We start from the raw sequence: 23,458 nt of genomic DNA, 5'->3' as shown, positions 1-23,458 counted from the left end.
CCGCGCGACCCTGATCCTGTGAGCCGCGCGACGGGCGCGATCATGGCCCTGCTTCGCGTCAGGCGCTTTCGCGCACGATCAGCTGGCCCTCGAAGGTCCGGTCGAGATTGCCGGGCTCGGTGCTCTCGAGCACGTCGACGAGATAGTTTGCCATCTCGGTCAGGGGCTGGCGATAGGTCGTCAGGCGATAGTTCGGGCTTTCGCACTGCGGCACATCATCGAAGCCGATCACGGCGATATCCTCCGGCACCCGGAGCTTCAGCCGGTGCCGGATGGTGTCGATGACGCCGAGGGCGAGGGCATCGTTTTCGCAGACGATGATGTCCGGATGCTCCGCGCGCGGCCGGTTCTCGAGCAGTTCGAGACTGCAGGCGGCGGCCAGGATCGGGTCATAAGCCTCGACAGTGACGCTTTCGGGCTCGACGCCGAAATGGCCGCGCCAAAACTCGATGAAGGTCTCCTTGCGCATCAGGTGCGCCGAGACGGTGCGCGGGCCGGCGACATAGAGCGGCCGGCTGTAGCCACGATCGGTGACATATCGTGCAATCTCGCGAGTCGCCGCGACGTCATCCACCGCGATCGAGATTGTGTCGGGGTTTTCCGAGGTCCGCGCGAAGATGATCAGCTTCTTGAAACGGCGCGCGCCGTGGGCGGCATCGAGCACGTCGTCGTCGAACTGGATCCCGATCAGGATCGTGGCATCGACCCGGCGCTGGCTGGCGTTGAGCAGGGCCGGGGCGGTGTCGTCGCGATCGAGCGTGTTGACTAGCAGCGTGTCCCAGCCGCGCCCGCGCAGCGCCCGCGTCAGCCGCTCGAGCATGACGAGTTTGTGGGGGTTGGAGAAATCGTCGATCAGCAGCGCCACGAGATTCGAGCGCGCCGAGGCGAGCGCCGCCGCGCTGAGATCGGGGATGTAGCCCAGCGATCTGGCCGCGGTCATGACCTTCTCACGGGTGGCGGGCGAGATGGAGGCCTCCTTCTTGAAGGCCCTGTTCACGGTCCAGCGCGAGACGCCGGCGGCGACAGCCACGTCATCGGCCGTCACGTTGCCCCGACCCTCGCTTGCCGTCATCTGATTCCCCTCGACGTTGATTTCCGCAGTGCAGGATCTGCGCCGCCATCGCAGTTCTAGCAACTTATCACGAAATTCGCACGCGTTTTTGCACGCGAGAGCAAGGAGTTGGAAAAGCTCATTGTCAGCGTTGCGCACGCGCGTGCAAAAATTTCTTGCACGCGCGTGCAAAGATTGTATTCCTTCTATCAACTGCGGCGTTGGAGGCGCCGCAAAATGGGAGGACATCATGCTCAAGGTAGGTTTGCTCGGCGCTGGCCGGATTGGTCAGGTACACGCGGTCAACATCGCCAACAATCCACGCTCGGCGCTGGCCGCGGTCTCGGATGTCTATGCCGAGAGCGCGGAAAAGCTCGCCGCCGGCTATGGCGCGGCGGTCTGCAATTCCGAGGAGATCATCGCCGATCCCGAGATCGACGCGGTGCTGGTGGCGACCTCCACCGACACCCATTCCGACCTGATCGAAGCAGCAACGGCGGCAGGAAAGGCGGTGCTGTGCGAAAAGCCCGTTGACCTCTCGCTCGAGCGGGCACGCGCCTGCCTGAAAGCCGTCTCCGCCACCGGCCAGCCGGTGATGATTGGTTTCAACCGGCGCTTCGACCCGAACTTCTCGGCGTTGAAACGGGCCTCGGTCGGCGGCGAGATCGGCAAGTCCGAGCTGCTGTCGCTCACCTCCTTCGATCCGGCGCCGCCCCCGGTCAGCTACATCAAGGTCTCTGGGGGGCTGTTCCGCGACATGATGATCCACGATTTCGATATGGCGAACTTCCTGATGGGATCGCGCCCGGTGTCGGTGCGGGCCACCGGCAGCAGCATCGTCGACCCGGAGATCGGCGCGGCAGGGGATGTCGATACCGCCGTCGTGACGATGACCTATGCCGACGGCAGCATCGCCGTGATCAAGAACAGCCGCCGCGCGGTCTACGGCTATGACCAGCGCATCGAGCTGCTGGGCTCGGAGGGGCTGCTTCAGGCGGGCAACATGCTCGAGAACAGCGTGGTGAAATCCACCACCGCCGGCGTGGTCTCGGCGAAGCCGACCTACTTCTTCCTCGAGCGCTACATGCCGGCCTATGCCGCCGAGTGGGAAGCCTTTGTCTCTGCGGTGCTCGATGGCACTGCGATGCCGGTGACGCTCGAGGATGGCGTCGCGGCGCTGGAGCTTGCCGAGGCGGCGACGCAATCCCTCGGGACCGGCGAGATCGTCACGCTTTGACGGGCAGGAATTCCCGTACGCGCGGCAAGAGGAGACGCCGCGGGCGCGGGTCGAACGGGGCCGGCCCCGACTGTGCCGGGTATCGAGGAGCGGCGCGCTCTAGCCGCGCATATTTCCAGGGAGGAAACACCATCATGAACAAACTGCTCGCATCCGTCGCGACCGCAACCGCGCTTGCCGTGGCCGCGCCCGCGCTTGCCGCCGACATCATCGTCGTGGCGCATGGACAGGCCAACGATCCGTTCTGGTCCGTGGTCAAGAACGGCGTCCAGAAGGCTGGCGAAGACACCGGCGCGAATGTCGAGTTCCGCTCGCCCGAGACCTTCGACATGGTCCAGATGAGCCAGATGATCGATGCTGCGGTGAACCAGGAGCCCGATGGGCTGGTGGTCTCGATCCCGGATGCCGACGCCCTCGGGCCGTCGATCCAGCGCGCCGTCGAGGCCGGCATCCCCGTGATCTCGATGAACTCGGGCTCCGACGTGGCCCGCGAACTTGGCGCGCTGCTGCATGTCGGCCAGTCCGAGTATGATGCGGGCCTCGCCGCCGGCCAGAAGCTGGCCGAGATGGGTGGCACCAAGGGCATCTGCGTCAACCAGGAGGTCGGCAACGTCGCGCTCGACATGCGCTGCGAGGGTTTCGCCGAGGGCTTCGGGCAGGAGGTCACCGTTATCCCGACGATGAACGACCCGACCGAGGTTGAATCCAAGGTCCGCGCGGCGCTCGATTCCGATCCCGACGTCGACACCGTTCTGGGCCTCGGCGCCTCGCTGGTCGGCGAGCCGGCAGTGGCCGCCGTGGAAGCGCTTGGCCGTGACGACGTGCTGGTTGCGAGCTTCGATCTCTCGGCCGGGTTCCTCGAGGCGGTGGCCGATGGCAAAGCCGCCTTCGCCATCGACCAGCAGCAGTTCCTGCAGGGCTACCTGCCGGTCACCTTCCTGGCGCTCAACGCAGCCTACGGGCTGGTGCCGGGTGGCGATGTGCCCTCGGGCCCGAACCTCGTGACCCAGGAGAGCGCCGCGCAGGTGATCGACCTGTCCGCTCAGGGCATCCGCTGATCGAACGATCAAGGGGTCGCGCGGGACGCGCGCGGCCCACTCACCACCGCTACGGGAGGGGACGATGTCTGCCGACATGATCGAGCAGCCGGATGAGCGCATACGCGCGGAATCCTTTGCAACCAAACTCATGAAGAAACCGGAACTGGGAGCCATCGGCGGCGTCGTGCTCGTCACCCTGTTCTTCTTGTTCACCGCGGACAGCGCGATGTTCACTCTGTCGGGCATCATGAACTTCATGACCCCGGCGGCTCAGCTCGGGATTCTCGGCATCGCCGCGGCGATGCTGATGATCGGCGGCGAGTTCGATCTCTCCATCGGCTCGATGGTGGCCTTCGCGGGGATGATCTTCGGGGTGCTCACGGTCAATGCCGGCCTGCCGCTGATCCTCGCCATTCCGCTGACCCTGGCCTTCGCGGCCTGCATCGGCGCGGTGAACGGAATGATCGTTTTGCGTACCGGGCTTCCCTCCTTCATCGTGACACTGGCCGGGCTCTTCATCCTGCGCGGCGCCTCGCTGGTCGGGCTCAAGCTCTTCACCGGCGGCTCGACCCAACTGCGCGGCGTCCGCGACGCGGTCGAGGGCGACTGGCTCGCGCCGGTCTTCTCCGGCGATGCCCTTACCGGGCTCTTCGGCTGGCTGGCCTCGATCGGCCTGATAGAGACCTTCAAGTCCGGCGCCCCCAAGGTTCCCGGCATCCCGGTCGAGATCCTCTGGTTCATCGCCTTCGCACTGGTCGCCACCTACGTGCTGCTGCGCACCCCGATCGGCAACTGGGTCTTCGCCACCGGCGGCGACACCAACGCCGCCAAGAACTCCGGCGTGCCGGTGCGCAATGTGAAGATCTCGCTCTTCATGCTCACCGCCTGCGCCGCAGCGCTGGTCGCCGTGATCACAGTGATCGACGCCGGCTCCACCGATGCGCGCCGCGGTTTCATGAAGGAGTTCGAGGCGATCATCACGGCGGTGATCGGCGGCTGCCTGCTGACCGGCGGCTACGGCTCGGCCATCGGCGCCTTCTTCGGTGCCATCATCTTCGGCATGGTCACCATCGGCCTGACCTACACCGATTTCGATCAGGACTGGTTCCAGATCTTTCTTGGCGGAATGCTTCTGCTGGCCGTGGTCTTCAACAACGTGATCCGCAAGCGCGTGACGGGGGAACGCTGAGATGTCGCATGATACCAAGTTTCATCACGGTGATGTTCCCAAGGCAGTCAAGCCGATCATCCATATGGAGAATATCAAGAAGCACTTCGGCAATGTCATCGCCCTGAACGGCGTCACCTTCGATGTCACCCCGGGCGAATGCCACTGCCTCCTGGGCGACAACGGCGCCGGCAAGTCGACCTTCATCAAGACCATGTCAGGCGTGCACAAGCCCACTGCCGGCAAGATCTTCTTCGAGGGAAAACCGCTGGCCTTCGACAGCCCGCGCGATGCCATGGAGGCGGGCATCGCGACGGTGTTCCAGGATCTCGCAATGATCCCGCTGATGTCGGTGACACGGAATTTCTTCATGGGGCGCGAGCCGACCAGGGGCAGGGGGATCGCCAAGCGTTTCGACATCGATCGCGCCAACGAGATCTGCATGGAGGAGATGCGCAAGATGGGCATCAACCTCCGCGCCCCCGACCAAGCGGTCGGCACGCTTTCGGGCGGCGAACGCCAGACCGTCGCGATCGCCCGGGCGGTCTATTTCGGGGCCAAGGTGCTGATCCTCGACGAACCGACCTCGGCACTCGGCGTTCGCCAGACCTCGAACGTGCTCTCGACCATCGACCGGGTGCGCCAGCAGGGAGTTGGCGTGGTCTTCATCAGCCACAACGTGCGCCACGCGATGGCGGTCGGAGACCGCTTCACCGTGCTCAATCGCGGCCAGACCCTCGGCACCGCCGTGAAGGGCGAGATCAGCTCGGCAGAGCTTCAGGATCTCATGGCCGGCGGTCAGGAATTGGCCGAGCTCGAAGGCTCGCTCGGCGGCACGATCTGAGGTCCTCCCCCCGCGGGCGGCGCCACGCTGTGCCGTCCGCACCTTTTCCCACCGAACAACCGGGTGCGACCATGCATGACATGCCCCAAACATCGCTCGGAGTGGCCCTGATCGGGACCGGCTTCATGGGCAAGTGCCACGCCATGGCCTGGAACAACGTCGCCACCGTCTTCGGGGGCGCGCGGCCACGGCTCGAGATCCTCTGCGATGCCAGCGCGGCGCAGGCCGAGGCGCATGCGGCGCAGTTCGGCTTTGCCCGCGCCACGACGGACTGGCGCGCGGCGGTATTGGACCCAGGCGTTGACGTGGTCTCGATCACCACACCCAACGGCATGCACCGTGCCATGGCGGACGCCGCCCTCGAGGCAGGCAAGCATGTCTGGCTGGAAAAGCCCATGGCGCTCACCCTCAGCGATGCCGAGGCGATGGCGGGTCTGGCGCTGTCACGCCCTGAGCAGCGCACGCTTCTGGGCTACAACTACCTGCGCAACCCGTCCTTCCGCGCCGCGCAGGAGATGATCGCGCGCGGCGAGATCGGTGAGCTGCGCAGCTTCCGCGGTGTCTATGACGAGGACTATTCCGCCGATCCCGCGCTGCCCTGGTCGTGGCGCATGACTCATGAGGGCGGCGGTTTGGGCGCGCTCGGCGATCTCGGCTGCCATCTCATCAGCCAGATGCTGGCGCTGATGGGCCCGGTGGCGGAGCTGACCGCGATGACCCAGATCGCGATCCCGGAACGGGCCTCGCCCGAAGGCATGCGGCCGGTCGAGAACGAAGACAGCGCGCTGGCCCTGCTGCGCTTCGAGAGCGGAGCGCAGGGATCCTTTGCGACCTCCCGCGTGGCGCGGGGCCGCAAGTGCCGCCTGCAATGGGAGGTACATGGTTCGGAGGGGACGATCCTCTTCGATCAGGAAGCCATGAACGAGCTCTGGGTGCACCGCGCCGGAACGCCCGGCTTCACGCGGCACCTGAGTGGACCCGGGCAGCCCGGATTCGCCGCCTTCTGCCCCGCACCCGGGCACAATTTCGGCTTCAACGAGCAGAAGGTCATCGAGGCGCGCGACCTCTGCGCAGCCATCGCTGGCGCCGTGCCCGCCGGCCCGGACTTCGCCGCCGGGCTCGAGATCGAGCGCATCATCCATGCCATGGCCGCCTCTGGCGGCCAGGCTGTCACCCTGGGAGACGCGACATGAGCAAGACACTGGACGTCATCACCATCGGCCGCGCGGGGGTGGACCTTTACGGCGCGCAGATCGGCGGGCGGCTCGAGGATATGGGCTCGTTCGACAAGTATATCGGTGGTTCGCCCACCAACATGGCCTGCGGCACCGCGCGGCTCGGGATGCGCTCAGCGCTGATCTCACGCGTGGGCGACGAGCACATGGGGCGCTTCATCCGAGAAGAGCTGGTGCGCCACGGTGTCGAGGTCGCTGGCGTGAAAACCGACCCAGACCGGCTGAGTGCATTGGTGATCCTTGGAATCCGCGATCAGGAGCAATTCCCGCTTATCTTCTACCGTGAGAACTGCGCTGATATGGCGCTCTGCGAGGACGACGTCGACGAGGAACTCGTAGCCTCTGCCCGCGCCGTGGTCGTTACCGGCACCCATCTCGCGCATGAAACCCCGCGCGCGGCGGTACTCAAGGCGCTGGCGCTGGCGAAGAAGCACGGCGGGCAAACGGCGCTCGACATCGACTACCGTCCGAACCTTTGGGGCGTGGCAGGCCATGGCGACGGCGAGAGTCGTTTTGTCGAGAGCGCGCGGGTGACCGCGAGCCTGCAGGAGGTGCTGCGCCATTTCGACCTGATCGTGGGCACCGAGGAAGAGTTCCACATCGCCGGGGGCTCCACAGACACCATCGAGGCGCTGCGCGCGGTGCGCGCGGTCTCAGGCGCGACGCTGGTTTGCAAGCGCGGGCCAATGGGCGCGGTGGCTTTTGAGGGTGAGATCCCTGGCAGCCTCGAAGATGGCCAGACGGGCCCCGGCTTCCCCATCGAGGTGTTCAACGTGCTGGGTGCAGGCGATGGCTTCATGTCAGGTCTGCTCAAGGGGTGGCTTGACGGCGAGCGCTGGCCGGTGGCGCTGAAATACGCCAATGCCTGTGGCGCCTTCGCGGTGTCGCGCCATGGCTGCACGCCAGCCTACCCAAGCTGGGAAGAGCTTCGGTTTTTCTTCAACCGGGGTATCATCCGCCCCGACCTGCGCAACGATGCGGAGCTTGAGCAGGTGCACTGGGCCACCAATCGTCGCGGCGACTGGTCGATCCTGCGCACCTTCGCCTTCGACCACCGCATGCAGCTCGAGGAGATGGAAGGCTACACGCTGGAAAAAGGCGGCGCGTTCAAGGCGCTCTGCCTTCAGGCGGCACTCAAGGTGCAAGACGGCCAGGGCGGCTACGGCATACTCTGTGACAACCGCATTGGACGGTCTGCGCTGCACGCGGCCAGCGGCTCCGGGCTCTGGATCGGGCGGCCGACCGAGCTTCCCGGCTCGCGCCCGATCCGCTTTGAGCCTGAGCTCGGTGAGGATTACGGGCAGTTCCGCGAATGGGCGCGTGAGAACGTGGTCAAGCTGCTGGTCTTCTGCCACCCCGACGACGACGCGGCGACGCGCAAATTGCAGGAAGAGCGCGTGAAGCGCATCTTCACCGCGGCGCGCCGCAATGGACTGGAGTTCCTGCTTGAGGTCATCCCCTCGAAGGTGGCGCCGGTCGATGACGACACCACCGCGACGCTGATCCAGCAATTCTACGACGCGGGGGTGTTCCCCGACTGGTGGAAGCTCGAGCCGTTCCGCACCGAAGAAGCCTGGCAGAAGGCGGTCGACGCCATCGAGCGCAATGACCCGAGGACGCGCGGCATCGTGGTGCTGGGCCTCGATGCGCCGGAGGCCGAGCTGGCGGAGAGCTTTGCGCTCGCCGCGAAGCAGCCTCTGGTGAAGGGCTTTGCCGTGGGGCGCACGATCTTCGGCGATGCGGCGCGGGCCTGGATGCGCGGCGAGATGGACGACAAGACCGCCGTCGCACAGATGGCAGAGCGCTATGCTCGCCTGTGCGAAGTCTGGGACCGCGCGCGCGCCGGAGACAATTCTCTTGCAGCTGGAGTGGACGCATGACCGACACGATCCGACTGACCGCCGCGCAGGCCATGGTCAAATGGCTCGCCGTGCAGACCAATGAAGAGGGTCAGCGCTTTGTCGAAGGCATCTGGGCGATCTTCGGCCACGGCAATGTGGCCGGTCTGGGCGAGGCTCTGGAAAAGGCGCAGGGGGACTTTCCCACGTGGCGGGGCCAGAACGAACAGACCATGGCGCATACGGCCATCGCCTATGCCAAGGCCAGCAGGCGGACCCGCGCCATGGCGGTGACCTCGTCGATCGGGCCGGGGGCGACAAACCTCGTGACCGCGGCAGCGCTGGCCCATGTGAACCGCCTGCCGATCCTGTTGATCCCCGGTGACGTCTTTGCGGGTCGCCGTCCCGATCCGGTGCTGCAACAGATCGAGGATTTCGAGGATGGCACGGTCTCTGCCAATGATTGCCTGCGGCCGGTGTCGCGGTACTTCGACCGGATCAGCCGCCCGGAGCATCTGTTGTCCGCGCTGCCGCGTGCGCTGGCCACCATGACCGACCCGGCAACCTGCGGGCCCGTCACTCTGGCATTCTGTCAGGATACGCAGGCTGAGGCCTATGATTACCCGGTCGAATTCTTCGAACCGCGCGTCTGGCGCATCCGGCGTCCGCAGCCCGATACGCGCGAAATCGAGGATGTGGTCGCGCTGATCCGATCCGCGCGCAAACCGGTGATCGTCGCCGGCGGCGGGGTGATATATTCACAGGCCGAGGACACTCTTGCCCGCTTTGCCGAAGCCCACAATATCCCCGTGGTCGAAACCCAGTCCGGGAAATCGGCGCTGGCGCAAAGCCACCCGATGAACTTCGGTGCCAGCGGTGTCGATGGATCGGCCGCGGCGAATGCCGTCTCGTCCGAGGCGGATCTGGTGATCGGTGTCGGCACGCGCTTTCAGGACTTCACGACGGGGTCCTGGGCACTGTTCAGTAACCCGGGGCGGCGGTTGGTTTCGATCAACGTCGCGGCCTACGACGCGGTCAAACATGGCGCCCTCCCAGTCATGGGCGACGCCAAGGTCGCACTCGACGCTTTGACTGCCGCCCTCGGGCCCTATCGGGCAAAGACAGCCGATGCGGCTGCCCGCTCCGCTTGGCTGGATGCTGTGACCGACCATTGCCGCGACCGCAAGCGCCCCGAGGACGAGCGTCCCAGCGACGCCGAGGTGATCGGCGCGGTTCAGCGGGCCACGGGGGAGGACGCGATTGTCATGTGTGCCGCAGGCACGATGCCCGGTGCGCTCAAGCTGCTGTGGCGGCCCTCGCAGAGCGGCTATCACATGGAATACGGCTTTTCTTGTATGGGTTATGAGATCGCCGGTGCAATGGGGATCAAGCTGGCCCGGCCTGAACGCGAGGTGATCTGCTTCGTCGGTGACGGCAGCTACATGATGGCCAATTCCGAGCTTGCCACGGCGGTGATGCGGCGCGTGCCGTTCACGGTGATCCTGACGGACAACCGCGGCTACGGCTGCATCAACCGGCTGCAGCAGGGCTGCGGTGGCGAGGAATTCAACAACCTCTACAAGGACTGCAACGTCGTGGCCCAGCCGGAGATCGACTACGTGGCCCATGCCGCGTCGATGGGCGCCCATGCGGTCAAGGCGCGCAGCATTGCCGATCTCGAAGGTCAGATCGCCGAGGCACGGGGGCGCGACATCCCCACGGTCATCGTGATCGACACGGACGCCACCGAAGGCCCCGGCTTCGGTGAGGCCGGACACTGGTGGGATGTGGCCGTGCCGGAGACCGGCGAGGGTGACACGCTGGCCCGCGCCTACGCGCAGTATCTCGACAACAAGCAACGTCAGCGTCTCGTGAACTGAGCGCTCCCGAGGAGACCATACATGATCCGTTTCGGAACCAACCCCATCGCCTGGGCCAATGACGACGACCAGACGCTCGGCGCCCATATTCCCACCGACCGCATCCTCGACGAGGCAGGCCGCCAGATCGGCTTTGACGGGATCGAGAACGGCCACCGCTGGCCCGCCGATCCCGAAGAGCTGCGCGTGATGATGGAGGAGGCGGGCCTTGCCTTCATCTCCGCCTGGCATTCGCTGAACCTGCTGGCGCAGTCGGTGGAGGAGGAGAAGGCAGCGATCCAGCCGCATCTCGACCGGCTGAAGCACAATGGTTGCAAGGTGTGCATCGCCTGCGAGACCTCCAATTCCGTGCAGGGGTTGGATCAGCCGCTCACCACGCGACCCGTGCTGGATGCAGAAGGCATGAAAGCGTTCGGGGCCAAGGTCGAGGAAATCGCGCAGTATTCCGCGGCGCAGGGCATCGAGCTCGTGTACCATCACCACATGGGGACCGTGGTGCAGTCGCCGGAGGACATCGATGCCTTCATGGCGGCCACCGGCCCTGCGACAAAGCTGCTGTTCGATGCCGGGCATTGCTCCTTCGGCGGTGGTGTCCCGGCTGAGGTCCTGTCCCGTCACATCGACCGCGTGCGGCATTTCCATGCCAAGAACGTCCGTCCGTCAATTCGCGAGCGGGTGGAGACCGAAGGCATGTCCTTCATGGACGGGGTGCGGGCCGGGGTGTTCACGGTCCCGGGTGATCAGGAGGGCGAGGTTGATTTCGAGCCGCTGCTCAAGGTGCTTGGCACCTATGGCTACGACGGCTGGATCGTCATCGAAGCGGAACAGGACCCGGACCAGCGCAACCCGCTGCTGTACCAGACGCTCGGTCTTGCAACGCTGAAACGTATCGCCGCCGAAACCGGCCTGATCTGACGGAGACCCGAATGCCCGAGCTTTTGAAACGTCCCTTTGGCACCCACGGCAAGGTGCATCGGATCACGCCGGAAAGCGCAGGTTGGCGCTATGTTGGCTTTGACCTGTGGCGGTTGCGTGCCGGCGAAAGCATCGCAGAGAGCACCGGCAGCGACGAGGTGATCCTCGTCATGGTCGAGGGCAAGGCGCAGCTGAGCGGCGCGGGTCAGGTGTGGGGCGAACTCGGCGCGCGCATGAGTGTCTTCGAGAAAACCCCGCCGCACTGCCTGTATCTTCCGAACGGATCGGACTGGACCGCGGTGGCCACGACGGACTGCGTGATTGCGGTCTGCAAGGCCCCCGGCAAAGGGGGCCACGCGGCGCGGCGGATCGGCCCGGACGGAATCGAGCTGACCCAGCGCGGTGAAGGGTCGAACATCCGCTTCATCAACAACATTGCGATGGAAAACGAGGTTTACTGCGACAGCCTGCTGGTCACCGAGGTCTTCACCCCGGCGGGCAACTGGTCGTCCTATCCCAGCCATCGCCACGACGAAGATGATTTCCCGCGGATCACCTATCTCGAAGAAACCTATTACCACCGATTGAACCCGGCGGATGGCTTCGGCATCCAACGCGTCTATACCGACGATCTGCAGCTGAACGAAACCATGGCCGTGCATGATGGTGACGTCGTCTGTGTCCCGCGTGGCCACCACCCCTGCGGAGCGCCGCATGGCTTCGAGATGTACTACCTTAACGTCATGGCCGGGCCTCTGCGCAAATGGCGTTTCGTCGCCGCGCCTCCCGTTGCACACCTCATGTAAATCCAGGCCATCGCGCCCGCAGGAGTGACCCGCATGTCCCGAACCTTTCAACTCGCCGCCTGTGCCGAAATGCTCTGGCTGGACCGTCCCATCGACTGGCGCGCAACACGTCTGACCGAGCGCGGCCTGGGCGTGGGCCTTTGGAACTGGCCCGATCACGACTTGTGCAAACTGGAAAAGGTCGGCGCAAACTACACCATCATGAATGGCTATCTTAAGGGTCGGCTGACGGATGCCGAAGGGGCTGACATGCTTCTGGCCTCGGCCCGTGAGACCGCCGCCGTGGGCAAACGCCTTGGCGTGGACCGACTGAACCTGCATGGTACTGGGCTTGGAGACGGGGGCATCCCGATCCCGCAGCACGGGGCGTTCTCGCCCGGCATGGAGCTGTGCGCGCGCGACACGCTGCACCGGCTCTGCGATCTGGGCGAGGAGCTCGGCGTGGTCTTCACGCTGGAGAACCTCAACCCGCTGGATCATCCCGGTTGCCCGTTCGGATCGACCGCAGATGTCCTTTCACTTGTCTCTGCGGTGAACCGCCCGCAGCTGCGCATCAACCTCGATCTCTATCACACGCAGATCGGCGAGGGCGATCTCATCCGCTGGTGCGAAGCCTGCCTGCCTTGGATCGGCGAGGTGCAGGTCGCCGACAATCCCGGCCGCTGCGAACCGGGAACTGGCGAGATCAACCATTCCGGCGTCGCACGTGCTTTGCAGCGTATGGGGTATGCCGGGCCGGTAGGTATGGAAGCCTTCGCCGCGGGCGACAGCGATGCCGCGCTGGATGCTTTCGTGGCAGCCTTCGACATCTGAGCGGCGGGCCGGTCACGCAACGGCGTCTCGCGCACAATCAAGCTGTTAGTGCCGCAGCGATCAACTCCAGACCGTCCTGGATGCGGTTGGTGGGGATGGTCGAATAGGCGAGGCGGTAGTGTGTCGTGTCCGGCGAGCGACGGGCAAAGAAGGCCTGCCCCGGCTCGATCAGCAACGACTGCGCGCGCAGATCCATCGCCAGACGGGAGGTGTCGATGCCGGGGGGGGCCTTGATCCAGAAGGACGACCCGCCCGAGCCGCTGCGGGCGACCGTGCCGAGATCGAGATCCTTCAGGCCTTTTTCCATGAGGGCGCGGCGCTGGCCGTAAACCCGTGTCATGCGGTGGATCTGGCTGTCGTAATGACCCATCGACAGGAAGTTGGCGGTGGTGCGCTGAAGGTGGCTCGGCGGGTGGCGCATGACCACGTTGCGCAGACGGCGCACCTCGCGGATCAGCTCGGGGGCGGCCACCATGTAGCCCAGACGCAGCCCCGGAAAGATCGACTTGGAAAACGAGCTGACGTAGACCACGCGGCCGGCCCGGTCGAGCGATTTCAGCGCAGGGGCGGGGGCGCTGCCGAAGGAAATCTCGAACTCGTAATCGTCTTCGACCACGAGGAAATCATCCGCGTCGGCGCGTTCCAGCAGAGCTTTGCGCCGGGCGACTGGCATGGTCGCATTCGTCGGCGCATGATGGCTGGGCGTGATGAACACCAGGTCGCATTCCGGCGGCAGCGCCTCTGGCGGAAGCCCGTCCTCGTCCACGTCGATTGAGGTCACGACCAGCCCCTTCTGGTCGAAGATCTTGCGCAGGCCGGGATAACACGGGTTCTCGACCACGGTCCTCGGCGCCTGATCCAGCAGCAGATGCGCGATCATCCAAAGCGCGTTCTGGCTGCCCATGGTGATGATCAGCTCGTCGCGCGCGGCGTGGATGCCCCGGCGGGGCAGGATGTGACGCAGGATGTATTCCACCAGCAGCGGATCGTCTTGCTGATAGCTGTCGTGCGTGAGGCTGTCGAAGTCCTTTCGGCCCATCGCCTGCATCGCGCATTTGCGCCAGTTGGCGTGATCGAAGAGCGTTGTGTCGGACTGGCCGTAGATGAAAGGGTAGCGGTAGTCGCTCCAGTTCGGCGGGCGCAGGATGTCGTCGCGTTCGGGAATGGTCCGCGGCAGGCGGCGCTGCCAGTCGATGCCCGGCGCGCTACCCTTGCAACTGTCGTTGAAGACCGGACGTCGCGGCGCGTTTTCGGCGACATAGAAGCCCGAGCCGCCGCGGGCGTGGAGGTATTCGTTGGAGACCAGTTCGCTGTAGGCCAGCGTGACCGTGATCCGCGACACGCCAAGGTGCTGCGCCAGCCGCCGCGAAGACGGCAGTCGCTCGCCGGGGGCGCAGCGGCCCATGACGATGGCGTCCGCCACGATCTGCTGGATCTGCTGCTGCAGCGTGGCCGTGCTCCCGTGGGGGAGCAGGAATATTTCCGGCGGAATGGGCACGTCGTTTCCTCTGGGGACTGCCGCGCAAGATTATGCGCGGCAGTCCCCCATGCAAGCCCCTTTCCGTCAGGCAAAGACCCGTGTCAGCGCGCTGTCGATGGCATCGGTGATCGTGTCGATGTCATCGCCCGTGGCGATCAGCGCAGGGGCAAGACACAGCGTGTTGTTCATCCCCGGCAGGGCGCGCGATGTGGCGCCGATGATGACGCCCTGCGCCATGCAATCCGCCACGACGGCCTTCACCTGCGCCTCCGGCACCGGCTCCTTGCTGACATGGTCGGACACGAGCTCGGCGCCGCAGAGCAGCCCCAGCCCGCGCACGTCGCCGATCACCGGATGGCGCTCTGCCAGCGCATGCAGGTTGTCCATCAGCCGCGCGCCCATGGCGGTGGTGTTGGCCAGCAGCCCTTCGCTTTCGATGATCGCCATGTTTTCCAGCGCGGCAGCCGGTCCGCCCGTGCAGCCGCCGAAGGTCGAGATATCGCGGAAGAAGCTCATGGGATCGGCGGCGTTGTCCTTGAAACGGTCGAAGACCTCTTGGGTGGTCACGAGGCAGGCGATCGCCGCATAGCCGGAGGCCACGCCCTTGGCCATCGTCACCATGTCCGGCACGATGCCGTAGTGCTGATACCCGAACCAGGTGCCTGTTCGTCCGACGCCGCAGACCACTTCGTCGATATGCAGCAGGATATCGTAGCGGTCGCAGATCTCGCGCACACGCTGCCAGTAGCCCACCGGCGGGGTGATGACGCCGCCGCCCGCCGTCACCGGCTCGAGGCAGAGCGCGCCGATGGTGTCAGGGCCTTCACGCAGGATGACCTCCTCGATGGCATCAGCGGCGCGCTCGCCGTAGTTTTCCACATCCCATTGCGCCCTGTATTCGAGGCAATGCGGCACCTGGACGAAGCCCGGCGTGAAAGGGCCGTAGCCCGCGTTGCGTTCTGGCTGGCCACCCGCAGAGATGGTGGCGATGGTCGCGCCGTGGTAGTCGCGCTCGCGGAAGAGGATCTTGTGTTTCTTGCCGCCGAACCGCTTATGGGCGATCTGGCGCACCATCTTGAACGCTTTCTCGTTGGCCTCGGAGCCCGAGTTGACGTAGTAGACCCGGCTCATGCCCGGCATCTTCTCGATGAGTTTTTGAGCAAATCGCGCGCCGGGGATCGACCCGGCGCTGCCCGCGAAATAGTTCATCTTCGTGACCTGTTCGGCGATGGCCTGGCCGATGCTGGCGCGGCCATAGCCCACGTTCACCGTCCAGACGCCGCCCGAGACCGCGTCCAGATGTTCCTTGCCGGCCTGATTCCAGACCCGCATCCCCTTGCCCTCGACCATGATCGCGGGATCGACCGTGTCATGCGCCGCGTGCTGCGTCAGGTGGTGCCAGACATGGGCGCGATCGGCGCTGACGATGTCGGTGAAATCGTTCGGAGGCGTGATGCGGTTCATCGTTCGGGACCTTTCAGGGGAGAAGACGGGGGGTGGGAGGGGCAAGCCTGGGGTGTGGTCGACCCGCGGCCCGCAATGCGCCCAGGTATTCACCAGGCAGGCCGTTCAAATAGGGCCGGTTTGCTCCAACCTGTAAGTCCAGTTGATGAAGGCCGTTGAGCCGCTCCGGTCGGGCGGTGTCTGCTTTGTCTCAACCGCAATCGTCAGGCAGCGGGCGACAAGACCCGAAGACGCAGCCCCGCGGTACAGAGCCAACAACGGAGACACCACCATGACCACCCTTTCCAGACTGATGACCGGCGCCGCACTGGCCCTGACCGCGCAATCCGCGGCAGCCCAGGAGCTGACCGTGGGCTATTTCCTCGAATGGCCGATGCCCTTCCTCGCCGCCAAGGCCGATGGTGCCTATGACGAGGCGCTCGGTATGGATGTGAACTGGGTCTCCTTCGAGACCGGCACCGCGATGTCCGCCGCCATGGCCTCGGGCGACGTGCAGATCTCGATCAGCCAGGGCGTGCCTCCTTTCGTCGTCGCGGCATCGGCAGGCCAGCCGCTGCAGGTGGTCGACGTGGCCGTCAGCTACTCCGAGAACGACAATTGCGTCGTTGCCACCATGCTCGAGATCGACAAGGATTCGGCAGACGAGCTGGCGGGCAAGAAGGTCGCAGTGCCGCTGGGCACCGCAGCGCATTATGGCTTCCTGCGTCAGATGGAGCATTTCGGCGTCGATGTTGCCTCGCTGACCGTGGTGGACATGGCCCCTACCGATGGCGCAGCGGCGCTGGCGCAGGGCGCAGTCGATTTCGCTTGTGGGTACGGCGGCGGGCTCGCGCGGATGAAGGAACACGGCAACGTGCTGCTGACCGGTGCCGAGAAGGAAGAGTTGGGAATTCTCGTATTCGACGTGACCTCGGCGCCCACCGACTTCGTCATCGAAAACGCCGACATGCTGTCTGATTTCCTCGCCGTCACCGCACAGTACAACGCCGAGTGGACCCAGACCGGATCGCCCGAGATGCTGGCGAAGATCGCCTCCGAAGCGGGCATGACGCCCGAAGCGGCCGAGGCCTCCATCGCCACCTTCTCCTTCCCGTCGGTCGAAGAGCAACTCTCGGCAAAGTGGCTGGGCGGCAATGCGGCGACCTTTATGAAGGGCGTGGCGGATGTCTTCGTCGAGGCAGGCAGCATCAATTCTGCGCTGCCGAGCTACGAGGACGCGGTGAACACCGGTCCGCTCGCGGCCACAGTCACCACGCAATAACACCGGCTCGGCTGGCGGGTTGCACGACCCGCCAGCCGCATGATCATCGAAGGGGGGCGACCCATGTCATTTCTCAGCATCGACAACCTGTCCATGCGCTTCGACCTGCCCAACGGCAGCCATGTGCAGGCGCTGCAGGACGTGTCGCTCGACATTCAGAAAGGCGAGCTGATCTCCGTGCTCGGGCCATCGGGCTGTGGCAAGTCCACGCTGCTGAACATCCTCGCGGGGTTCCTGTCGCAGACCGATGGCGGCGTGACCCTGAACGGCAGGCCCGTGACCGGACCGGGGTCGGAACGCGGCATGGTGTTCCAGAAAGGCGCTCTGTTCGAATGGATGAACGTGCGCCACAACGTGGATTTCGGCCCGCGCATGAAGGGCATGTCCGAGGTCGACCGTAACACGATCGTCGAGAACCTGCTCGATACGGTGGGTCTGGGCGCCTTCAAGAGCAAGGCGGTCTATGAGCTGTCCGGCGGGATGCAGCAGCGCGTGGCGCTCGCCCGCTGCCTGGCCAATGATCCCGACGTGATCCTGATGGACGAACCGCTGGGCGCGCTCGACGCGCTGACCCGGGAGAAGATGCAGGGGCTGGTGCTGAAACTCTGGAAGGAGACCGGCAAGACCATCATCCTCATCACCCACTCGGTCGATGAGGCGCTGCTGCTGGGCGAGCGCCTGCTGGTCATGGCGCCGCGCCCCGGGCGCATCCACCGCGAATACCGTCTGCCCTTTGCCGACGCGGCCGTGGGCGGCGATCTGCGCCGCGTCAAGGAAGGCCCGAAGTTCGGCGAGATGAAGAACGAGATCCTCGGGATGATCTGGGAAATGGAAGAGGAAATCATGGGCGGGGCGGAACACTGACATGACCGGACTTTTGATACTTGCCGTCTACGTCGCGCTGTTCTTCGGCGCGGCCTTCGCGATCACGCTGATCCGCCGCCGCATCGGGCAGATGCGCGACTTCACCTCGCTCAAGACCGTGACCTTCGGCGACGAAAGCGCGGTGAAACCGGATCGCATCGCCTCGGTGTTGTCGCTGGTGGTGGTCTTCCTCGTCTGGGGCGCCTTCACCGGATCGAAGCTGGTGCCGATCCATGTGCCGGGGCCCTATACCGGCACCACGTCCTTTGAATACACCGCCGAGGCGCCGGACGGCAGCACCGGGCAGGGCACCGTGACCGTCACCGTGCATGACGCCGACACGGCGGCCGAAGACCCTGAGCCCGGCCCGGCGACCGGCTTCGTCACCAGCGACACCGCCACCGTCGCCGCCTGGCGGTCGGTGCTCATCAGCGCGCAGCGCAACGACGGCGAGGACGCGCGGATCACCTCCGTCGCGGGCCAGCCGATCGCTCCGGGGGGCATGGCCTCCGTCCCTCACGGCCAGGTGGTCATGACAGCAAAGGGCTCACTCAACTTCACGCCCGACAGCGGGCTGCAGATGGAGCCGATCTGGATGCCCGCGCCCGAGGCCGTGGTGGGACAGTTCTTCGACATCGCGAAGAACGGCTACCAGAATGTCTCGCTTTGGGAACACGTCGGCTGGTCGCTCTGGCGGGTGGTCGCGGGCTTCGTGCTGGGCTCCATCGTGGGGATCCCGCTGGGCTATGCCATGGGGCTGTCGGGCTGGGCGCGCGGCTGGTTCGATCCGATCGTCGAGTTCATGCGCCCGGTGCCGCCGCTGGCCCTGATCCCGCTGGTGATCATCTGGTTCGGTATCGGCGAGCAAGGCAAGATCGTGCTGCTCTTCCTCGCAGCGCTCTGGGTGATGATCATTGCCGCGCGGGCCGGCGTGTCGGGTGTGAACATAATCAAGGTCCATGCGGCCTATTCTCTGGGTGCCTCCAAATGGCAGGTGCTGCGCCATGTGATAGTGCCCAACTCGCTGCCCGAGATCTTCACCGGGGCGCGGGTCGCCATGGGGGTCTGCTGGGGCACGGTCGTCGCCGCCGAGCTGGTCGCCGCCGAGAAAGGCGCGGGCAAGATGATCGTCGCCGCCTCGAAGTTCCAGTCGACGGATATCGTGATGATGGGCATCGTGATCATCGGCGTGATCGGCTTCGCCATCGACATCCTCATGCGCAAGGCCGAAGGGCACCTCGTGCCGTGGAAGGGCCGCTCCTGACCGGAGCCGCCGCCTGCAAGAAGAAGCGCCACCCCGTCGGGGGTGGCGTTTTGCGTTCGGGGCTGTGGGTATGGCTGATTGCGCGATCGGGGGGGCGATCCTTGCGCCGAACGAGGTCGAGGCACGGCATGGCGCACCCAAGCAGGGGCCTTTGTCCTTCTACTCAGAACAGTCCGGTCAGCCCCTTCGCCCCGGTCAGAAACGCCGACACGAACAGCACCGCCAACGCAGCGATGCGGTAGTGACCTTCGCCCAGACGTTCGAACAGGCGGGTGCCGGCCCATGTCCCGAGGATCATCAGCGGCCAGGCGCTGGCAGCCCGCGCCAGCATTTCCCACCGCAGCACATCTGCGGCAAGGGCCAGAGACCCAAGCGCTACGCAGGCGGTGAAGGCAAAGAACAGCATCAGCGAGGCGCGGCTGACCCGCCTATCGGCGCTTCGGCCCAAGAAATAGGCGACGGCGGGCGGGCCGGGCATCGCTGCAAGGCCTCCGAGCAACCCGGCCATGGCTCCTGCGATGATCGTGGCGCCGCGCCCGCCCGGCACTGCGAACCGTGCCAGAAGCGCCACCAGCCCCATGAGCACCACCACGGCAATCGCCAGCCGCAGCACATCCGCCGGCAGGTGCAGCGCGAAAAATGCGCCGACGGGCGTAAAGACCAGCGCCCCGGTACAAAGGAGGCCAAGCGCGCGCCGATCCACATGACGGCGAACTTGCAGAAAATCGACCGGCGCGGCAGCGATCTGCAGCATCTGCGCCAGGATCACCGCCTGAAGCGGCGGCACGCTGAGGGAATAGAGCGGAACGGCAGCGAGGGCGAAGCCGAACCCGGTCACGCCCCGCAAGAATCCCGCCGCCAGAGTGGAAGCGGCCAGAATGATGATGTCGGGCATCAGCGCCGTATCAGTCGAAGTTCATCACGATGGTCTTGGAGCGCGTGAAATGCTCGACCATCGCCTCCAGCGAGGCTTCCTTGCCCTGACCCGACCGGCCGAACCCGCCGTAGGAGACGTTGGGCTGGATCGTCAGGTTCTGGTTCACCTGCACATAGCCCGCGTTCAGCCGCGCCGTGCTGTCGAGCGCGGTGGACAGGCTGCCGGTCCAGACCGACGCGGCCAGGCCGTAGTGCGTCGAGTTCGCCAAGGTCAGCACCGCGTCGTAGTCAGACCAGCCTTTGACCACGGCGACGGGGCCGAAGATCTCTTCCATCACGCACGGATGATCGTCGGGCAGGCTGGTGAGGATGGTCGGCCGGGCAAACAGCTCCGGCGACAGCGCGGCATCATCTGGCAGGGCGCCATAGCGGTGAACCTGCGCGCCGGGGGTGGCCTCGGCCTTGGCGATGTAGCTGTCGATGGTCGCAACTTGCTTGGCGTTGATGATGGTGCCGATGTCCGTGGCCTCGTCCAGCGGGTCCCCGATGACCAGCTTGTCGAGCGCCGCGCCGAGCCGTTCCATGAAGGCATCGTGCAGGCTGTCATGAACATAGATGCGGCTGGCGGCGGTGCAGCTCTGGCCCTGCCGGGTGAAGCGCATGCCCGAGATCGCCCCGGCTACGGCCTTGTCCAGATCAGCATCGGCGCAGACGATCATCGCGGATTTGCCGCCCAGTTCCAGCGAGACGGGAATGATCCGGCTCGCGCCGATCCTGTTGATGGTCTCGCCTACGGCCTCGGAGCCGGTGAAGGTGATCTTGGCCACGTCCGCGTGGCTGGTGAGCGCGTTGCCGCATGTCGCGCCGGTGCCGTTCACCACGTTCAGCACGCCCGCCGGCAGGTGCTGCATCATCAGCTCGGCAAAGAGATAAGTGGCAAAGGGCGCCTCCTCTGACGATTTGACCACCACGGTATTGCCCGCAACCAGCGCCGGGCCGACCTTCAGCGCGAAGAGCACGAGCGGCACGTTCCAGGGCACGATGGCCGCCACGACGCCGAGCGGCTCGCGCGTGGTCATGGTCAGCATGCGCGGGTTGTAGGGCACGGTCTGGCCCTTCAGCTCGGAGCCGAGGCCGCCGTAGAATTCCACGATGTCGGTGGCGACAGTGACCTCGCCCCGGCATTCGGTGCGGATGGCCTTGCCGGTCTCGCGGGCGAGCACCTGCGCTATCAGCTCGGCCTTGTCCGCCACGGCGCGGGCGGCGGCAGCGACGGCCTTGCCCCGGTCGCGCGCGGGCACCTGCGCCCAGGCGATCTGTGCCTCGCGCGCGCAGTCCACGGCGGTGGCGGTCTCTGCCGCGTCGCTTGCAGCAGCCGCGCCGATCACGGCCCCGGTGGCCGGGTTCAGCACGTCGAGCGTGACAGCGGAAGGGACACGGGCATTGCCGATCAGGTTCACGCCCGCGTAGCTTGCGATGATGTCTTCGGGGGTTTGCTGCGGTGTGGTCATGTGTGCTCTCGTCTTCAGGCGCGTGATCATGCGCGGTCACCCTTGCGTACCGCCGGATCACACCTGCGATTAGGTCCAATTATCTCTATCTGTAAGGCCGGTTTCGGCGTCCGGTTCAGCCCATCCGTTCCGAGGAAAAGCTGCCCGGCGAAGCAGGGAAGACCACCGTCTTGTTGCCATTGAGAAAGGCGCGGTGATGGGCGTGGGCGTGGATGGCGCGCGCCAGCACGGAGGCTTCAACGTCGCGGCCCAGCGACACGTAGTCCGTCGCGCTTTGGGCATGGGTGATGCGCACGGTATCCTGTTCGATGATCGGCCCCTCGTCGAGGTCGGCGGTGACGTAGTGCGAGGTCGCGCCGATCAGCTTCACGCCGCGCTCGTAGGCCTGCTTGTAGGGGTTCGCGCCCTTGAACGACGGCAGGAAGGAGTGGTGGATGTTGATGATCCGGCCCGACATCTTCTGGCACATCTCGTCACTGAGGATCTGCATGTAGCGGGCCAGCACGATCAGCTCCGCGCCGGTATCCTCGACCACCTTCATGATGGCGGCTTCGGCCTGCGGCTTGTTGTCCTTCGTCACCTTGATGCAGTGGAAGGGGATATCGGCGTTTACCACGACTTTCTGGTAATCCATGTGGTTGGAGATCACCGCCACCACCTCGACAGGGAGCGCGCCGATCTTCACCCGGTAGAGCAGATCATTCAGGCAGTGGCCAAAGCGAGAGACCATGATGACGACCTTCATCTTCTCGGCCTCGTCGTGGAAGGCGTAGGTCATCTCCATCTCTTCGGCGATGGTGGCGAATCCGGTGTTCAGAGCCTCCAGCGCCGCGCCGTCCTCCGGCACGAAGCTGATGCGCATGAAGAACTGGCCCGTCTCCTGATCGTCGAACTGGGCGCTGTCGGTGATGTTGCAGGCATGGTCGGCAAGGAAAGTCGAGATCGCAGCGACAATTCCGCGCCGGGAGGGGCAGGTCACGGTCAGGCAAAACTTGGTCATGTCGGGTCCTGGGGGTCTAGGGAGATGGGACTGTCGGGCAGGCCGAGCAGGTGACAATAGGCAGAGAGTGTGTTGGCCAGCAGGCAGGCGATGGTCATGGGGCCGACACCGCCGGGCACGGGGGTGATGGCACCGGCAATCTCACGCGCGGCGATGTCGACATCGCCCGTGATGCGCGTCTTGTCCGGCCCGAGGTCGGGGGCCGCAACGCGGTTGATCCCGACGTCGATGACCGTGGCACCGGGCTTGAGCCAATCGGCCTTGACCAGCCCGGGCACGCCCGCGGCGGCCACGACGATATCGGCCATGCGCGCCAGTTCGGGGATGTTGGTCGAAGACTTGTGCGCCACCATCACCGTGCAATCGGCATTCAGCAGCAGCCGCGCCATCGGTTTGCCAACCACGTTGGAATGGCCGATGACCAGCGCGGTCTTGCCGCGAAAGTCGTCGTGCAGGGTGCGCAGCATCATCATGCAGCCCAGCGGCGTACAGGGCACGATGGCATCTTGCCCCGTGCCGACCATTCCGACGTTCGAGATATGAAAGCCGTCCACGTCCTTTTGCGGCGAGATCGCGTTGATCACCGCGCGCGCATCCAGATGATCCGGCAGCGGCAGTTGCACGAGGATGCCATGCACGAGGCTGTCTTCGTTGAGTTGGTGGATCAGCGCTAGGAGGGTTTCGGCGCTGGTGTCAGCGGGCAGGCGGTGCTCGAAGGAGGCCATGCCTGCCTCCACCGCCTGCTTGCCCTTGGAGCGGACGTAGATTTCCGAAGCGGGGTCATGGCCCACCAGCACCACGGTCAGACCGGGCGTTTGCCCGGTCTCGGCCACCAGTTCGCGGACGCGCAGACCGACGCGGGTTCGGACCGCCTGCGCGTAGGCCTTGCCGTCTATCAGCTGCGCGCCCAT

The 23,458-nt window shown here is 65.4% G+C and carries 20 protein-coding genes; 13 read left to right on the top strand and 7 right to left on the bottom strand.

Going from position 1 to position 23,458, the window contains the following annotated elements; translation table 11 throughout:
• Window positions 1–58 precede the first annotated feature (58 nt).
• On the bottom strand, window positions 59–1,072 hold the full coding sequence (locus tag ACXAD2_RS01075; protein WP_475165749.1) for a LacI family DNA-binding transcriptional regulator: 1,014 nt from the start codon (window positions 1,070–1,072) through the stop codon (window positions 59–61).
• Window positions 1,073–1,301: 229 nt separating this feature from the next.
• Between ACXAD2_RS01075 and iolG the strand changes: the two genes are divergently transcribed.
• The 10 genes from iolG (at window position 1,302) to ACXAD2_RS01025 (ending at window position 12,827) form a co-directional block, all read left to right on the top strand.
• Window positions 1,302–2,288 carry an inositol 2-dehydrogenase gene (gene iolG / locus ACXAD2_RS01070; protein WP_475165746.1) on the top strand — a complete coding sequence of 329 codons (987 nt, stop codon included), beginning with the start codon at window positions 1,302–1,304 and terminating at the stop codon, window positions 2,286–2,288.
• A gap of 134 nt (window positions 2,289–2,422) precedes the next feature.
• Window positions 2,423–3,346, top strand: a complete 924-nt coding sequence (locus tag ACXAD2_RS01065; RefSeq protein ID WP_475165744.1) for a sugar ABC transporter substrate-binding protein — start codon at window positions 2,423–2,425, stop codon at window positions 3,344–3,346.
• Window positions 3,347–3,410: 64 nt separating this feature from the next.
• Window positions 3,411–4,517: an ABC transporter permease gene (locus ACXAD2_RS01060; protein ID WP_475165740.1), complete on the top strand. Its 1,107-nt coding sequence runs from the start codon at window positions 3,411–3,413 to the stop codon at window positions 4,515–4,517.
• Window position 4,518: 1 nt separating this feature from the next.
• Window positions 4,519–5,340, top strand: a complete 822-nt coding sequence (locus ACXAD2_RS01055) for an ATP-binding cassette domain-containing protein (protein ID WP_475165738.1) — start codon at window positions 4,519–4,521, stop codon at window positions 5,338–5,340.
• A 101-nt stretch (window positions 5,341–5,441) separates the two neighbouring features.
• On the top strand, window positions 5,442–6,533 hold the full coding sequence (locus ACXAD2_RS01050) for a Gfo/Idh/MocA family protein (RefSeq protein ID WP_475165735.1): 1,092 nt from the start codon (window positions 5,442–5,444) through the stop codon (window positions 6,531–6,533).
• Window positions 6,530–8,455 (top strand): bifunctional 5-dehydro-2-deoxygluconokinase/5-dehydro-2-deoxyphosphogluconate aldolase, encoded by a 1,926-nt coding sequence (locus tag ACXAD2_RS01045; RefSeq protein WP_475165732.1) that lies wholly within the window; start codon window positions 6,530–6,532, stop codon window positions 8,453–8,455. Before ACXAD2_RS01050 ends, ACXAD2_RS01045 begins: the two co-directional genes overlap by 4 nt.
• On the top strand, window positions 8,452–10,293 hold the full coding sequence (gene iolD, locus ACXAD2_RS01040) for a 3D-(3,5/4)-trihydroxycyclohexane-1,2-dione acylhydrolase (decyclizing) (RefSeq protein ID WP_475165731.1): 1,842 nt from the start codon (window positions 8,452–8,454) through the stop codon (window positions 10,291–10,293). Before ACXAD2_RS01045 ends, iolD begins: the two co-directional genes overlap by 4 nt.
• A 21-nt stretch (window positions 10,294–10,314) precedes the next feature.
• Window positions 10,315–11,208 carry a myo-inosose-2 dehydratase gene (iolE, locus tag ACXAD2_RS01035; RefSeq protein WP_475165729.1) on the top strand — a complete coding sequence of 298 codons (894 nt, stop codon included), beginning with the start codon at window positions 10,315–10,317 and terminating at the stop codon, window positions 11,206–11,208.
• A gap of 11 nt (window positions 11,209–11,219) precedes the next feature.
• Window positions 11,220–12,014, top strand: coding sequence for a 5-deoxy-glucuronate isomerase (gene iolB, locus ACXAD2_RS01030; RefSeq protein ID WP_475165726.1), 795 nt, complete (start codon window positions 11,220–11,222; stop codon window positions 12,012–12,014).
• Between the two features lie 33 nt (window positions 12,015–12,047).
• Complete coding sequence (locus ACXAD2_RS01025) at window positions 12,048–12,827, top strand: TIM barrel protein (RefSeq protein ID WP_475165723.1); 780 nt, start codon at window positions 12,048–12,050, stop codon at window positions 12,825–12,827.
• Between the two features lie 37 nt (window positions 12,828–12,864).
• Here the strand turns inward: ACXAD2_RS01025 and pdxR are convergent, their stop codons facing one another.
• On the bottom strand, window positions 12,865–14,325 hold the full coding sequence (gene pdxR / locus ACXAD2_RS01020; protein ID WP_475165719.1) for a MocR-like pyridoxine biosynthesis transcription factor PdxR: 1,461 nt from the start codon (window positions 14,323–14,325) through the stop codon (window positions 12,865–12,867).
• A gap of 66 nt (window positions 14,326–14,391) precedes the next feature.
• A complete protein-coding gene (locus tag ACXAD2_RS01015) occupies window positions 14,392–15,771 on the bottom strand; it encodes an aminotransferase family protein (protein WP_475165718.1) in 1,380 nt (459 codons plus the stop codon).
• Window positions 15,772–16,042: 271 nt separating this feature from the next.
• On the opposite strand from ACXAD2_RS01015, the gene ACXAD2_RS01010 reads away from it, so the two are divergent.
• The 3 genes from ACXAD2_RS01010 to ACXAD2_RS01000 all read left to right on the top strand — a co-directional run bounded on the left by ACXAD2_RS01010 (window position 16,043) and on the right by ACXAD2_RS01000 (window position 19,160).
• Window positions 16,043–17,032, top strand: a complete 990-nt coding sequence (locus ACXAD2_RS01010) for a taurine ABC transporter substrate-binding protein (RefSeq protein WP_475165717.1) — start codon at window positions 16,043–16,045, stop codon at window positions 17,030–17,032.
• Between the two features lie 63 nt (window positions 17,033–17,095).
• Window positions 17,096–17,896, top strand: a complete 801-nt coding sequence (locus ACXAD2_RS01005) for an ATP-binding cassette domain-containing protein (protein WP_475165713.1) — start codon at window positions 17,096–17,098, stop codon at window positions 17,894–17,896.
• Between the two features lies 1 nt (window position 17,897).
• Entirely contained in the window at window positions 17,898–19,160 is a 1,263-nt protein-coding gene (locus ACXAD2_RS01000) for an ABC transporter permease subunit (protein ID WP_475165710.1), read from the top strand.
• A gap of 163 nt (window positions 19,161–19,323) precedes the next feature.
• Here ACXAD2_RS01000 and ACXAD2_RS00995 read toward each other — a convergent pair whose 3' ends face one another.
• From ACXAD2_RS00995 to folD, 4 genes are all read right to left on the bottom strand, one after another.
• Window positions 19,324–20,055, bottom strand: a complete 732-nt coding sequence (locus tag ACXAD2_RS00995) for a sulfite exporter TauE/SafE family protein (RefSeq protein ID WP_475165706.1) — start codon at window positions 20,053–20,055, stop codon at window positions 19,324–19,326.
• 10 nt (window positions 20,056–20,065) lie between these two features.
• Complete coding sequence (locus tag ACXAD2_RS00990) at window positions 20,066–21,547, bottom strand: aldehyde dehydrogenase family protein (protein ID WP_475165701.1); 1,482 nt, start codon at window positions 21,545–21,547, stop codon at window positions 20,066–20,068.
• Between the two features lie 115 nt (window positions 21,548–21,662).
• The gene (gene purU / locus ACXAD2_RS00985) at window positions 21,663–22,547 is read right to left on the bottom strand and encodes a formyltetrahydrofolate deformylase (RefSeq protein WP_475165697.1); all 885 of its coding nucleotides are present in this window, start codon (window positions 22,545–22,547) and stop codon (window positions 21,663–21,665) included.
• A complete protein-coding gene (folD, locus tag ACXAD2_RS00980) occupies window positions 22,544–23,458 on the bottom strand; it encodes a bifunctional methylenetetrahydrofolate dehydrogenase/methenyltetrahydrofolate cyclohydrolase FolD (RefSeq protein WP_475165695.1) in 915 nt (304 codons plus the stop codon). The genes purU and folD overlap by 4 nt, the downstream gene beginning before the upstream one ends.

It is taken from the genome of Salipiger sp. ABN3_019, assembly GCF_056158605.1.
This window is presented reverse-complemented; position numbering and strand designations above follow the sequence as displayed.

Bases quoted from the DNA above. Each gene is read 5' to 3' on its own strand.
- ACXAD2_RS01075 (WP_475165749.1), bottom strand. From the start codon at position 1,072: ATGACGGCAAGCGAGGGTCGGGGCAACGTGACGGCCGATGACGTGGCT.
- iolG (WP_475165746.1), top strand. From the start codon at position 1,302: ATGCTCAAGGTAGGTTTGCTCGGCGCTGGCCGGATTGGTCAGGTACAC.
- ACXAD2_RS01065 (WP_475165744.1), top strand. From the start codon at position 2,423: ATGAACAAACTGCTCGCATCCGTCGCGACCGCAACCGCGCTTGCCGTG.
- ACXAD2_RS01060 (WP_475165740.1), top strand. From the start codon at position 3,411: ATGTCTGCCGACATGATCGAGCAGCCGGATGAGCGCATACGCGCGGAA.
- ACXAD2_RS01055 (WP_475165738.1), top strand. From the start codon at position 4,519: ATGTCGCATGATACCAAGTTTCATCACGGTGATGTTCCCAAGGCAGTC.
- ACXAD2_RS01045 (WP_475165732.1), top strand. From the start codon at position 6,530: ATGAGCAAGACACTGGACGTCATCACCATCGGCCGCGCGGGGGTGGAC.
- iolD (WP_475165731.1), top strand. From the start codon at position 8,452: ATGACCGACACGATCCGACTGACCGCCGCGCAGGCCATGGTCAAATGG.
- iolE (WP_475165729.1), top strand. From the start codon at position 10,315: ATGATCCGTTTCGGAACCAACCCCATCGCCTGGGCCAATGACGACGAC.
- iolB (WP_475165726.1), top strand. From the start codon at position 11,220: ATGCCCGAGCTTTTGAAACGTCCCTTTGGCACCCACGGCAAGGTGCAT.
- ACXAD2_RS01025 (WP_475165723.1), top strand. From the start codon at position 12,048: ATGTCCCGAACCTTTCAACTCGCCGCCTGTGCCGAAATGCTCTGGCTG.
- ACXAD2_RS01015 (WP_475165718.1), bottom strand. From the start codon at position 15,771: ATGAACCGCATCACGCCTCCGAACGATTTCACCGACATCGTCAGCGCC.
- ACXAD2_RS01010 (WP_475165717.1), top strand. From the start codon at position 16,043: ATGACCACCCTTTCCAGACTGATGACCGGCGCCGCACTGGCCCTGACC.
- ACXAD2_RS01005 (WP_475165713.1), top strand. From the start codon at position 17,096: ATGTCATTTCTCAGCATCGACAACCTGTCCATGCGCTTCGACCTGCCC.
- ACXAD2_RS01000 (WP_475165710.1), top strand. From the start codon at position 17,898: ATGACCGGACTTTTGATACTTGCCGTCTACGTCGCGCTGTTCTTCGGC.
- ACXAD2_RS00995 (WP_475165706.1), bottom strand. From the start codon at position 20,055: ATGCCCGACATCATCATTCTGGCCGCTTCCACTCTGGCGGCGGGATTC.
- ACXAD2_RS00990 (WP_475165701.1), bottom strand. From the start codon at position 21,547: ATGACCACACCGCAGCAAACCCCCGAAGACATCATCGCAAGCTACGCG.
- purU (WP_475165697.1), bottom strand. From the start codon at position 22,547: ATGACCAAGTTTTGCCTGACCGTGACCTGCCCCTCCCGGCGCGGAATT.
- folD (WP_475165695.1), bottom strand. From the start codon at position 23,458: ATGGGCGCGCAGCTGATAGACGGCAAGGCCTACGCGCAGGCGGTCCGA.